The sequence below is a fragment of the Streptomyces sp. NPDC001157 genome (genome assembly GCF_053598255.1).
The window spans coordinates 41,737-53,460 of record NZ_JBSFJW010000015.1 but is presented as its reverse complement, the minus strand read 5'-3'; the positions used below and the strand labels follow the sequence as shown (position 1 = coordinate 53,460).

Annotated in this window: 11 protein-coding genes; 3 read left to right on the top strand and 8 right to left on the bottom strand. The window is 69.7% G+C overall.

Annotation, left to right across the window (positions count from 1 at the left end):
- Nucleotides 1-55 precede the first annotated feature (55 nt).
- A complete protein-coding gene (locus ACWDAG_RS25240) occupies nt 56-1,612 on the top strand; it encodes an ABC transporter substrate-binding protein (RefSeq protein ID WP_450697830.1) in 1,557 nt (518 codons plus the stop codon).
- A 95-nt stretch (nt 1,613-1,707) separates the two neighbouring features.
- The gene (locus tag ACWDAG_RS25235) at nt 1,708-2,109 is read left to right on the top strand and encodes an ATP-binding protein (protein WP_450697829.1); all 402 of its coding nucleotides are present in this window, start codon (nt 1,708-1,710) and stop codon (nt 2,107-2,109) included.
- Between the two features lie 14 nt (nt 2,110-2,123).
- On the opposite strand, the gene ACWDAG_RS25230 is transcribed toward ACWDAG_RS25235, so the two are convergent.
- A complete protein-coding gene (locus ACWDAG_RS25230) occupies nt 2,124-3,572 on the bottom strand; it encodes a sensor histidine kinase (RefSeq protein ID WP_450697828.1) in 1,449 nt (482 codons plus the stop codon).
- Nucleotides 3,569-4,258 carry a response regulator transcription factor gene (locus tag ACWDAG_RS25225; RefSeq protein ID WP_450697827.1) on the bottom strand — a complete coding sequence of 230 codons (690 nt, stop codon included), beginning with the start codon at nt 4,256-4,258 and terminating at the stop codon, nt 3,569-3,571. Before ACWDAG_RS25225 ends, ACWDAG_RS25230 begins: the two co-directional genes overlap by 4 nt.
- Nucleotides 4,259-4,425: 167 nt before the next feature.
- Between ACWDAG_RS25225 and ACWDAG_RS25220 the strand changes: the two genes are divergently transcribed.
- Nucleotides 4,426-6,828, top strand: coding sequence for an MMPL family transporter (locus ACWDAG_RS25220; protein ID WP_450697935.1), 2,403 nt, complete (start codon nt 4,426-4,428; stop codon nt 6,826-6,828).
- 14 nt (nt 6,829-6,842) lie between these two features.
- On the opposite strand, the gene ACWDAG_RS25215 is transcribed toward ACWDAG_RS25220, so the two are convergent.
- The 6 genes from ACWDAG_RS25215 to sdhA all read right to left on the bottom strand — a co-directional run bounded on the left by ACWDAG_RS25215 (nt 6,843) and on the right by sdhA (nt 11,717).
- Nucleotides 6,843-7,577, bottom strand: coding sequence for a TetR family transcriptional regulator (locus ACWDAG_RS25215; RefSeq protein ID WP_450697826.1), 735 nt, complete (start codon nt 7,575-7,577; stop codon nt 6,843-6,845).
- Between the two features lie 11 nt (nt 7,578-7,588).
- Nucleotides 7,589-8,104: a thiol-disulfide oxidoreductase DCC family protein gene (locus ACWDAG_RS25210; RefSeq protein ID WP_450697825.1), complete on the bottom strand. Its 516-nt coding sequence runs from the start codon at nt 8,102-8,104 to the stop codon at nt 7,589-7,591.
- Nucleotides 8,101-8,496: a hypothetical protein gene (locus tag ACWDAG_RS25205; RefSeq protein ID WP_450697824.1), complete on the bottom strand. Its 396-nt coding sequence runs from the start codon at nt 8,494-8,496 to the stop codon at nt 8,101-8,103. Before ACWDAG_RS25205 ends, ACWDAG_RS25210 begins: the two co-directional genes overlap by 4 nt.
- Before the next feature lie 105 nt (nt 8,497-8,601).
- Nucleotides 8,602-9,012, bottom strand: coding sequence for a VOC family protein (locus tag ACWDAG_RS25200; RefSeq protein ID WP_115906321.1), 411 nt, complete (start codon nt 9,010-9,012; stop codon nt 8,602-8,604).
- 189 nt (nt 9,013-9,201) lie between these two features.
- On the bottom strand, nt 9,202-9,963 hold the full coding sequence (locus tag ACWDAG_RS25195) for a succinate dehydrogenase iron-sulfur subunit (RefSeq protein WP_351462344.1): 762 nt from the start codon (nt 9,961-9,963) through the stop codon (nt 9,202-9,204).
- Nucleotides 9,963-11,717 carry a succinate dehydrogenase flavoprotein subunit gene (gene sdhA / locus ACWDAG_RS25190; RefSeq protein WP_450697823.1) on the bottom strand — a complete coding sequence of 585 codons (1,755 nt, stop codon included), beginning with the start codon at nt 11,715-11,717 and terminating at the stop codon, nt 9,963-9,965. Before sdhA ends, ACWDAG_RS25195 begins: the two co-directional genes overlap by 1 nt.
- Nucleotides 11,718-11,724: the final 7 nt, after the last annotated feature.

Sequence of the window (11,724 nt, the reverse complement as noted above, 5' to 3'; positions counted from 1 at the left end):
GCCACTAGGGGAGTGGCATGTGGGGTGGGCCCGTCGGGCCCGGGGAGGGCAACCGATGCGCTCGGTTCGCATGCGGATTCTCGCGGCACTGCTGGTACTGGCGGGCGTGGGAGTCGGCGGCTGGCAGCTGCTGCCGTCGCAGGAGAACACCGACAGGACCATCGAGGTCGGCACGACGGACGAGGTCACCTCGCTCGACCCGGCCGGTGCCTACGACGCGGGATCCTGGGCCTTGTTCAGCAACGTCTTCCAGTCGCTGCTGACCTTCGAGCCGGGCGGCGCCGCGCCGGTGCCCGACGCGGCCCGAAGCTGCGGCTTCGTGGGCAGCCAGCTGACCACCTACCGCTGCACGTTGCGCACGGGCCTCGCCTTCCCCAGCGGCCGCACGATGACCGCCCAGGACGTCAAGTACTCCTTCGACCGGGTCAAGGCGATCAATTCCGAGGTCGGCCCGGCCTCGCTGCTGAGCACGCTTCGCTCGGTCGACGCCGACGGCCTGACGGTCACCTTCCATCTGTCCTCGCCCGACGCCACCTTCCCGTTCAAGGTGGCCACCGGGGCAGGCTCGATCGTAGACAGCAACAAGTACCCCAAGCGGGCCCTGCGCACCGACCCCGGCGCCGACGGCACCGGACCGTACGAGCTGACGGCGTACACCAAGGGCAAGAAGGCGGCTCTCACGCCGAACACGCACTACAGGGGCGCCGTCCAGAAGACGGGCCGGCCCGTCGACCTGCTGTACTACGTCGACTCGGACGCCCTCGACAAGGCCTGGAACGCGAAGCAGGTCGACGTCGCCACCCGCCAGCTGCCGCCCAAGGTCCTGTCCGGGCTCTCGGCGAGCGACCCGAACCAGCGCCTGGCCGAGTCCGACAGCGCCGAGACCCGCAACCTCTACCTCAACACCCGCGCGAACGCGCCCCTGCACGACACCAGGGTCCGGCAGGCCATGGCGTGGCTGATCGACCGCGAGGAGCTGGCCGCCACGGTGTACGAAGGGACCGTCGACCCGCTGTACTCACTGATCCCGACGGGCATCACCGGCCACACCACCTCGTTCTTCGACGCCTACCCGAAGCAGGACGCGAAGAAGGCGAAAACCCTGCTCACCGAGGCCGGCGTGACGACGCCGGTCCGCTTCACCTACGGCTATGGCAAGGGCCGCGGCGCCGCCGAGCAGGAGGCCGAGACCATCAAGAAGCAACTGGAGTCGAGCGGCCTGTTCAAGGTGACCCTGAAGGGCTACGAGTGGTCCGACTTCCAGAAGCGCTGGGCCACCGGCAAGCTGGACGCGTACGCCGTCGGCTGGGTCGCCGACTACCCGGACCCGGACACCTTCGGTGCCCCGCTCGTCGGCACCAAGGGAACCATGAACACCGGCTACAGCAACAAGGCCGTCGACCAGCTCGTCCAGGCCAGCCAGCGGTACGCCGACCGCGGCGACGCCGCCTCCGACTTCAGCACCCTGCAGCACGACGTGGCGCATGACGTGCCGGTCATCCCGCTGTGGCAGGGCAAGGAGTACGTCCTCAGCACCGAGGACGTCGGCGGCAGCCAGTATCTCGACGACGGCACCGGTGTGTTCCGGCTCTGGAGCCTGGGCTGGATCTGACGCGACTCGCGGCGTTGACATTCGCCCCAGTGACGTCGGACGCTCACCTGACGCATGGCCATGTGACGGAGGCGTGTGCGGGGTGAGGAGCAAACGTGTTGAGACGCAACTCCTTCCGGCTGCCCCGGCATCCGGCCTCCGTCGGTCTGGCCCGGCGCCGGGTGCGGGACCATCTGGCCGACTGGGGGCACGGGCCGGACGATCCGGCGCTGGCGGACGCGGTACTGCTGGTGTCCGAGCTGGCGACCAACGTGGTACGCCACGGGCCGCTGCTGGAGCGGGAGTTCGAGGTGGCGGTGACCGCGCTCGCCGACGGCTCCTGTCTCATAGAGGTCTCGGACGAGGGCCGGCTGGAGCCCCGATTACGGCTGGTCGGCGAGGGGGACGAGAGCGGCCGGGGCCTGCATCTGGTGGAGACCGTCGCGGCGGCGTGGGGGGTGTGGAGCAGAGGGCACCACGGCAAGACGGTGTGGGCCCTCGTCGTGGTCGACACCTGAGCACCGCCCGGTGGTCATGGCCGAACGGCCGCCCGGGACGGCAGCGTGACCGTCACCTGCAAGCCCTCGCCCGGCGCTGTCTCCACCGTCACCTCCCCGCCATGAGCTTCCACCACCCCCTGCACGATCGCCAGGCCCAGTCCGCTGCCCGCGCCGCCGCCCGCCCGGAAGAAGCGGTCGAACACCCGCGCCGCGTCCTGTTCGGCGAGCCCCGGACCCTCGTCCGCGACGCACAGCCGTACGACCCCGTCCTCCCGCTCCACACCCAGCCGCACCGCCACGTCCGCGGGCGTGTGCGTGCGTACGTTGCCCACCAGGTTGCCCAGCACCTGTCTGAGCCCCGACTCGTCGGCGTGCACCAGCACGGCGCCGTCGGCCGCGACCTTGATCGGCCGCTCCGGCTGCTGCACCCGCAGGTCCTCGGCGGCGTCCCGCACCAGACGGCTCACGTCGACGTTCCGGAAGCGCAGCTCGGGCTGCTGGTCGAGGCGGGCCAGGGTGAGCAGTTCGTCGACGAGCCGCCCCATGCGGTCCGTCTCCGCAAGCACCCGCTCCCAGGCCCGCTTCCGCTCGTCCGGATCGCTGAGCATGCCCTTGTCGTACAGCTGTAGATAGCCCCGTATCGCGGACAACGGGGTGCGCAGCTCGTGCGAGGCGTCGGCGACGAAGCGGCGCAGCTGGGCCGCGCTGTGCTCGCGCGTGCGGTACGCCGACTCGACCTGGTGGAGCATGGAGTTGAGGGCGAGCCGCAGCTGTTCGACCTCCTCGGTCGGATGGTGGCTGGAGGGCACGCGCCGGGTCAGGTCGCCCTCGGCTATCGCCGTCGACGTCTCCACCATGTCCTCCAGCGGCCGCATCCGGCGGCTGACGCTCATCATCGTGAGACAGGCCAGCAGTGCGAGCAGCAGGCCGCCGATGGCGAGGTCGAGCTTGAGGGCCTTGAACATGCCCTGGTGGAGGGCGTCGGTGGAGGTGGCGAACAGGATGTACGTGCCGTCGGCGAGACGGGTCGCGGTGGCCCGGTAGCGGGCGCCGTGCACCCTGATGTCGTGCGGGTCGGCGGCCGTGGCGAGGGCACGGGGATCGTCCACCGCGCTCGCGAGGGCGCGCTGGGTGTCCGTCGGTGCGAAACGGGCCAGGGAGACCGGCTTCCCGCGCGCGTCCACGGCGGTGAGGATCGAGTCCGGCCGGGCCCGTTCGTCGTGCTGCGGCATGAACCGGTCGCGGACGATCGCCAGGGCGCCCAGCGCGTCGATCTGCTCCATCGTGAGCGAACCGCCCAGCGACTGCCGGGTCTTGTTCAGTTCGGCGTCGACCTGGTTCAGCAGGTAGTACCGCATGCCCATCAGGCTGACGGCGGTCGCCGCGACGATGCCGAGGGCCAGCAGCGCGACGTTCGCCAGCGTCAGCTTGGCGCGCAGCGAATGGATGCCGCGCTTGCAGTGCGGCCACCGGATCCTCATGCCAGCCCGTATCCCACACCGCGCCGCGTGGTGATCATCGGCGGGCCGAGCACGTCCAGCTTGCGGCGCAGATAGCTGATGTAGGTCTCCACGACGGTCGACTCGGGCGGTGTGTGCTCGTACTGCCAGACATGCCGCAGGAGTTGCTCCTTGGGCACGATCCGGCCGCCGTTGCGCACCAGGAAGCGCAGGAGCGCGTACTCGGTGGGGGTGAGCTCGACGGTGCGGCCGGCGCGGTGGACGCTGTACGTCGTCTCGTCCAGCTCCAGGTCGCCGTAGCGCAGCGGGGGCCGCTGCGGCAGGACGTCGGCCGTGCGGGTGCGGCGCAGCACCGCGGTGATGCGGGCGACGACCTCGTCGATGTTGAACGGCTTGGTGATGTAGTCGTCGCCGAAGCCGAGGGCGCCGACTATCTCTGCGGGCGAGTCCCGTGCGGTGAGGAAGACCAGCGCCAGGTCGGGCCGCCTGGCGCGCAGTTCGCGCCCAAGCGCACGTCCGTCCCCGTCCGGGAGCATGACGTCGAGCAGCGCCGCGTCGGGCCGGGTGCGCTCGGCGAGCGCGAGGGCCTCGCGGACGGTGCCCGCGATCATCACCTCGAACCGGTGGTAGCGCAGGGCGATGGCGAGGACGTCCGCGATGCTCGGTTCGTCCTCCACCACCAGCACGGTGCCTGGAGCCGTCGTCATGCCCCCAGTATCGGGCGGGCCACTGACAGCGGGACCGGATCTGTCTTTGGAGTTCCTTGAGAGTCATCGGGATCTCGTGTCCACGCGCGTGTGCCACCGCCAATCCTGTTGCGCAGGACCTGGGGGACCAACCGAAGACCTGCAAAGGAGCGTTGATCGTGGCGGCATTGGCACGGTGGTGCTATCGGCACCGGCTGGTGGTCCTGTTGCTGTGGGTGGGGGCGTTGTTCGGCCTGGGCTTCTCGGCCTCGACGGCGGGCACGAACTATGCGAACGTCTTCTCCCTCCCGGACACGGACTCCAAGAGCGCGTACGACCTGATGGAGAAGGCCTTCCCGAACGCCTCGGGCGACACCGACACGGTGGTGTGGAAGGTCGACCAGGGCTCGGTACAGGACCAGGCGGTCCGGTCCCGGATCACCCCTGCTCTCGACAAGATCGCGAAGATGCCGGGCGTCGGCGCGGTCACCAGCCCGTACGCCGGCAAGCAGGGCGCCGCGCAGATCAGCCGTGACGGCAAGATCGCGTACGCCCAGCTGACCTTCGCCAAGCGTGCGAACGAGGTGCCCAAGGACCTCGTTCAGAACGTCATGGACACCGCGCAGGGCGCCAGGAAGAGCGGCCTGCACGTCGAGTTGGGCGGCCAGGCCATCCAGCGCGTCCAGCAGCCGCCGCAGGGCCTGTCCGAGATGGTCGGCATCGTCGCCGCGGCCGTCGTGCTGTTCCTGGCCTTCGGCTCGTTCTTCGCGATGATGCTGCCGATCGCCATCGCGGTCTTCGGCGTCGGCATGGGCCTGTTCTCCACCCAGTTGCTCAGCCACACCACCGACATCCCCGACATCGCCCCGCTGCTCGCCTCCTTGATCGGCCTCGGTGTCGGCATCGACTACGCGCTGTTCATCGTGACCCGGCACCGGCGCGGCATCCTGCGCGGCCTGGACCCCGAGGAGTCGGCGGTCACGGCCCTCAACACCTCGGGCCGGGCGGTGCTGTTCGCGGGCGGCACGGTCTGCATCGCGCTCGCGGGCATGCTGGTGACACGGCTGCACTTCCTGGACGGCGTGGTCATCGGGACGTCCGTGACGGTCGTGCTCAGCGTCCTGGCCGCCACCACCCTGCTCCCGGCCCTGCTCGGCTTCCTGGGCCCGCGCGTCCTCAGCCGCCGTCAGCGGCGCAAGCTGGCGGCGAACGGCCCCGAGCCGGAGCGGGCCAGCGGCCTCGCGGCCCGCTGGTCGACGAACGTCGAGAAGCGCCCCCGCAGGATCGCCGCACTCGCCCTGGTCGTCATGGCCGTCCTCGCCATCCCTGTGCTGTCGCTCCGCCTCGGCGCCACCGACCAGGGCAACGACAACGCCTCGTCGACCACCAGGAAGGCGTACGACCTGCTGGCCGACGGCTTCGGCCCCGGCTTCAACGGCCCGCTCCAGGTGGTCACCGCGGGCGGCGACACGGCCCAGCTGGTCAAGGGCATCGAGTCGACGCCCGGCGTGGCCCGCGTCGCCGCCCTGCCGCCCGCGCGGGGAGTGACGGTCATCCAGGTCGTACCGAAGACGTCACCGCAGTCCAAGGAGACGGACGACCTGATCGACACACTGCGGGACGAGGTGATCCCGAAGGCCGGGGCCGAGGCCCACGTCGGCGGCGTGACGGCGGTGTCCAAGGACTTCGCGTCCGTCACCGGCGACCGTCTGCCGCTGTTCATCGCGACGATCATCGGCCTCGGCTTCCTGCTCCTGCTGATCGCCTTCCGTTCCCTGGTGGTGCCGCTGACGGCCGCCCTGATGAACCTGATCGCCGCGGCCTCCTCGTTCGGCGTGCTCGTCGCGGTCTTCCAGTGGGGCTGGGGCCTGGACCTGCTGGGCCTCGGCAAGGAGGGCCCGATCAACGCCTTCCTGCCGGTCATCATGCTGTCCCTGCTCTTCGGCCTCTCGATGGACTACCAGGTCTTCCTGGTGAGCCGGATGCACGAGGAGTGGGTGCACACGCGCGACAACGCGCGCGCGGTGCGGGTCGGCCTCTCGGAGACCAGCCGGGTCATCAACTCCGCGGCCCTCATCATGGTCTGCGTCTTCCTGGCCTTCGTCCTGAGCGGCGACTCGGGGGCGGCGATGGCGGGCGTAGGCCTGGCCGCCGCTGTCGCCCTGGACGCGTTCATCCTCCGTACGGCACTGGTGCCGGCCGCGATGCACCTGCTCGGCAACTCCAACTGGTGGCTGCCGGCCTGGCTGGAGAAGCGGCTTCCGCACCTGGCGGTGGAGCCGAGGGAGGAGGCCGAGCCCGGACCCGGGGAAGGCCCCGCCTCCGCGGTCCACGGCTTCATACGCTCGGCAGACGGCGAGCCGGTGGACGGCGCCTCGGTGACGCTGCTGACGAAGGGCGGGCGCCAACTGGACCGGGTGACGTCACTGGCGGACGGCTCGTACATCGTGTCGGTGCCCGCGCCGGGGACGTATCTGCTGGCGACGAGCGCGACATCGTACGGCTCACGGGCGGCACAGGTCGTGGTGGCGGACGGGCCGCTGGTGTACGACGTGGAACTGGCGGAGGGGGAGGTGGACGCGGTGAACTGACCGCGTCCCGGGCCTCAGGACGACTTGCCGGGGGGCGGCAGCACCTTCGTCATCCCCGGCAGGAAGTCCGTGAACAGCTCGTGCACCTCCCGCACCAGCGGCCGCAGCACCCGGAACCGCGCCAGCGACACACCGCGGGCCGTGAGCCGCGCCCCCCGCTCGGCCAGCCGGTAGCTCCGCTCCCGCCCTTCCGTCCGGTCGAAGATCCAGTACAGGACAAGACCCATCTGGGAGAGCCACATCAACTCGGGCAGGACGTCGCGGAGTTCCTCCGGGACCTTCGTCTTCGTCGCGCCCGCCAGCACCTCCCGGTGGACGGAAATGGCCTCCACGCGCGCGTGCTCCGACTCCTCGGAGAACGGGCTGAGCGGGCTGTCCGGGTCGGCGGCGTTCTTGAAGAACTGCACCGCGAACTCGTGGTACGGCGTGGCGATGTCCAACCACACCTTCAGGACGCCCGCGAGCCGCGCCTCCAGATCGGTCTCCCGGTCCAGGACGTCCCGGATCGCCACCCGGTGCTCGGCGGCGAGCCGGTCGTAGAAGCCCTGGATCAGGTGCTCCTTGCCGGCGAAGTAGTAGTACGCGTTGCCGACGGAGACCCCGGCCTCCTGGGCGATGGCCCGCATCGTCGTCTTCTCGTAGCCCCGCTCCTGGAACAGCCGCATCGCGGTCTCCAGGATCAGCGCGCGGGTCTGCTCGGACTTGCTGGGGTTGCCGCCCTCGTCGGGGCCGTCGTTCTTCGCAGGCACGGAACCAGAGCCTACGGGGTGACGCAGGAGCCGCCGTCGCAGCCCGGTGCGTTGTACGTCCACCCCTGCCGCGGGTCGTACGACCACCCGTCCGCGCGGTGATACACCTGCCCGCCCCACTGCTGCCCGCCCCCCTGCTTCCCGCCCCACAGCGCGCCCCGCCACTTCGCCGCCGCGAGGACCGCCCCTCTGGCGAGCCTCGCCCCCGACGGAGTGCTGAGCCGGTGGGCCAGCGGCCGGTGCTCGCGCAGCGCCCACAGGGTGACGATCCAGGCGGCGGCGGACCGGTAGACCTGGCCCCCATCGCCGACGACGGTGATCTCGTCGAGGGTGGCGCCGTGGTCGAGGCCGGGGAAGCGCCGCCGAGCCGCTTCCGATGCCGCGGGCACGAGCTCCAGCGGTACGAGCTGCGGCTGCCGTACGAGCCAGTCACGCAGGAAGGTGCAGAGCGCGCACTCGGCGTCGTACAGGACGGTGAGCCGGCGGACCGGGACCCGGTCCGCCTTCGCGGCACCCACCTCGCTCACGCCCCGACCCAGTCCTGCGGCGCGACCGGCGGCACCTGCTCCCGCTCCAGCATCCCGCGCCGCCGGATCTTGTTGAGGACGTACACGTTGCCCAGGTGCATCACCCCGAGCACCAGCAGCACCACGCCGAGCTTGGTCGACAGGGCCTCGAAGATCTGCCGGGTGTCCTCGATCGTCTCGTCGCCGCTCAGGTAGAGGGCGACGAAGCCGAGGTTGACGAGGTAGAAGCCGACCACCAGGAGGTGGTTGACGGCCTCGGCGAGCTTCTCGTTCCCCTTCAGCACGTCGGCGAGGAAGATCCGCCCGTTGCGGCTGAGCGTGCGGGCCACCCAGACGGTCAGCGCGATGCTGACCAGCAGGTAGATGACGTAGGCGATGACCGTGCGGTCCATGCCCCACCCCTTCTTGAACGCGTTCAAAACGCTGACAGGGATGACTGTAGACCTGTTTTTGAACGCGTTCAAGTCGGAGATGGCGTCGAGGGCGGGGCCGGGATCTCAGGGGCGGCGGCCGAGCTCCGGGCGCTTGCTGTAGTCCGTGAACCCGATGACGTTGCCCCACGGGTCGGCGATCTCCGCGGTCCAGCCGGTGGCGACGGAGAAGGGGTCGTCGAGGAGCGGGATGCCCGCCGCGGCGAGGGAGTCGGCGGCTTTCCGTGCGTCGGCCACCTCGATCCACACGCGGGGCGAGGGCCACGGAGGCGACCGGTGCCCCAGCTCCTCCTCCTGGCGCAGCAGGATCCCCGGTGTCTCGCCCCCGACCTTCAGCAGGGCGATGCCGGCCTCGTCGAACCGGAAGCCCACCGTGAACCCGGCGCGCCGGTAGAAGTCGACCGCGACGGAGAGGTCCCCGACGGGCAGCAGCACGTTGTCGAATCCGAGCAGTTCGTACGACTGGTCATCTGACATACCGTCAGAATAGGAGCGGTGCAGCGCACCCGTGGGGACCGGCCGTGCGGGGTCACTCATTGGGGCGAGCGCCGCCGTCCCCCAGAACGCGCACGGCCCCACGAGCAAGGGCCCCGCCCCCGGAACGGATTCCGGGAGCGGGGCCCTCAGCGGCGTACGGAAGACGTACGACAGACCTGCGAAAGGAGGTCAGAAGCGGCGCGTGATCAGCGCCCGCTTCACCTCCTGGATCGCCTTCGTGACCTCGATGCCGCGCGGGCAGGCGTCCGTGCAGTTGAAGGTCGTACGGCAGCGCCACACGCCGTCACGGTCGTTGAGGATCTCCAGGCGCTGCTCGCCGGCCTCGTCGCGCGAGTCGAAGATGAAGCGGTGCGCGTTGACGATGGCGGCCGGACCGAAGTACTGGCCGTCGTTCCAGAAGACCGGGCAGGACGAGGTGCACGCGGCGCAGAGGATGCACTTCGTGGTGTCGTCGAAGCGCTCGCGGTCCTCGGCGGTCTGCAGCCGCTCACGCGTGGGCTCGTTCGTGTCCTTCGTGATGAGGAAGGGCATGACGTCCCGGTACGCCTGGAAGAACGGCTCCATGTCGACCACGAGGTCCTTCAGGACCGTGAGGCCCTTGATGGGCTCGACCGTGATCGGCTTCTCGGGGTTGATGTCCTTGATGAGGGTCTTGCAGGCAAGACGGTTCTTGCCGTTGATCCTCATCGCGTCCGAGCCGCAGATGCCGTGGGCGCAGGAGCGGCGGAAGGTCAGCGTGCCGTCGACGTCCCACTTGATCTTGTGGAGGCCGTCGAGGACGCGCTCCTTGGGGTCGATCTCCAGCTGGAAGTCTTCCCAGGTCGCCTCGGCCGAGACCTCCGGGTTGAACCGGCGGACGCGGAAGGTGACGGTGATGTAGGGGGACGCGGCGGACTCCGCCTCCACCTTGTCCAGAACGGGGGTTGCCATCAGTACTTACGCTCCATCGGCTGGTAGCGGGTCTGGACGACCGGCTTGTAGTCGAGACGGATGGACTCGGTGCCGTCGTCGCCCACCTCGCGGTACGCCATGGTGTGGCGCATGAAGTTGACGTCGTCGCGGTTCGGGTAGTCCTCGCGGTAGTGACCGCCGCGGGACTCCTTGCGGGCCAGGGCGGACACGGCCATGACCTCGGCCAGGTCGAGCAGGTTGCCCAGCTCGACGGCCTCCAGGAGGTCGGTGTTGAACCGCTTGCCCTTGTCCTGGATCGCGACGTTCTTGTAGCGCTCGCGCAGCTCGGCGATCTTCTCGACCGCGGTCTTGATCGTCTGCTCGGTGCGGAACACCATGACGTTCGCGTCCATGGTCTCCTGCAGCTCCTTGCGCAGCGTCGCCACGCGCTCGGTGCCGGTGGACGAGCGCAGCTGCTCGATCTGCGAGACGACCAGCTCCGCCGGGTTCTCCGGAAGCTCGACGAAGTCCGCCTTCTGGCTGTACTCCGCCGCCGCGATACCGGCCCGGCGGCCGAACACGTTGATGTCCAGCAGCGAGTTGGTGCCCAGGCGGTTGGCGCCGTGCACCGACACACAGGCGACCTCGCCGGCCGCGTACAGGCCCGGGACGACCGTCGTGTTGTCGCTGAGGACCTCACCCTCGACGTTCGTCGGGATGCCGCCCATGGCGTAGTGCGCGGTGGGCTGGATCGGAATCGGGTCCGTGTACGGCTCGATACCGAGGTAGGTGCGCGCGAACTCCGTGATGTCGGGCAGCTTGGCGTCCAGCTGCTCCGGCGGGAGGTGCGTGAGGTCGAGGTAGACGTGGTCGCCCTCGGGGCCGCAGCCGCGGCCTTCACGGATCTCCGTGTAGATGGAGCGCGAGACGACGTCACGGGACGCGAGGTCCTTCATGACCGGCGCGTACTTCTCCATGAAGCGCTCGCCGTCCTTGTTGCGGAGGATGCCGCCCTCACCACGGGCGCCCTCCGTCAGCAGGATGCCCATGCGCCAGATGCCGGTCGGGTGGAACTGGAAGAACTCCATGTCCTCCAGCGGCAGCCCGCGACGGTAGACGGCGGCCTGGCCGTCACCGGTCAGGGTGTGCGCGTTCGACGTCACCTTGAAGAACTTGCCGCAGCCGCCGGACGCGTAGATCACGGCCTTCGCCTGGAAGACGTGGATCTCGCCGGTGGCCAGCTCGTACGCCACGACACCGGCCGACTTCTTGACGCCGTCGACCTCGGTGATCAGCTGGTCGAGGACGTAGAACTCGTTGAAGAACTCCACGCCCTCCTTCACGCAGTTCTGGTACAGCGTCTGGAGGATCATGTGGCCGGTGCGGTCGGCCGCGTAGCAGGACCGGCGGACCGGGGCCTCGCCGTGGTTGCGGCTGTGGCCGCCGAAGCGGCGCTGGTCGATCGTGCCGTTCGGGGTGCGGTTGAACGGCAGGCCCATCTTCTCCAGGTCGAGGACGGAGTCGATGGCCTCCTTCGCCAGGATCTCGGCGGCGTCCTGGTCGACCAGGTAGTCACCACCCTTGACCGTGTCGAAGGTGTGCCACTCCCAGTTGTCCTCCTCCACGTTGGCCAGCGCGGCGGCCATACCGCCCTGCGCGGCGCCCGTGTGGGAGCGGGTGGGGTAGAGCTTGGTCAGCACGGCGGTGCGGCTGCGCTTGGTGGACTCGATGGCCGCGCGCATACCGGCGCCACCGGCGCCGACGATGACGGTGTCGTACTTGTGGATCTTCATGAGTGGT

Excerpts from the sequence above, each read along its gene's own strand:
- ACWDAG_RS25240 (WP_450697830.1), top strand. The coding sequence starts at position 56 with ATGCGCTCGGTTCGCATGCGGATTCTCGCGGCACTGCTGGTACTGGCG.
- ACWDAG_RS25230 (WP_450697828.1), bottom strand. The coding sequence starts at position 3,572 with ATGAGGATCCGGTGGCCGCACTGCAAGCGCGGCATCCATTCGCTGCGC.
- ACWDAG_RS25225 (WP_450697827.1), bottom strand. The coding sequence starts at position 4,258 with ATGACGACGGCTCCAGGCACCGTGCTGGTGGTGGAGGACGAACCGAGC.
- ACWDAG_RS25205 (WP_450697824.1), bottom strand. The coding sequence starts at position 8,496 with ATGGACCGCACGGTCATCGCCTACGTCATCTACCTGCTGGTCAGCATC.
- ACWDAG_RS25200 (WP_115906321.1), bottom strand. The coding sequence starts at position 9,012 with ATGTCAGATGACCAGTCGTACGAACTGCTCGGATTCGACAACGTGCTG.
- ACWDAG_RS25195 (WP_351462344.1), bottom strand. The coding sequence starts at position 9,963 with ATGGCAACCCCCGTTCTGGACAAGGTGGAGGCGGAGTCCGCCGCGTCC.
- sdhA (WP_450697823.1), bottom strand. The coding sequence starts at position 11,717 with ATGAAGATCCACAAGTACGACACCGTCATCGTCGGCGCCGGTGGCGCC.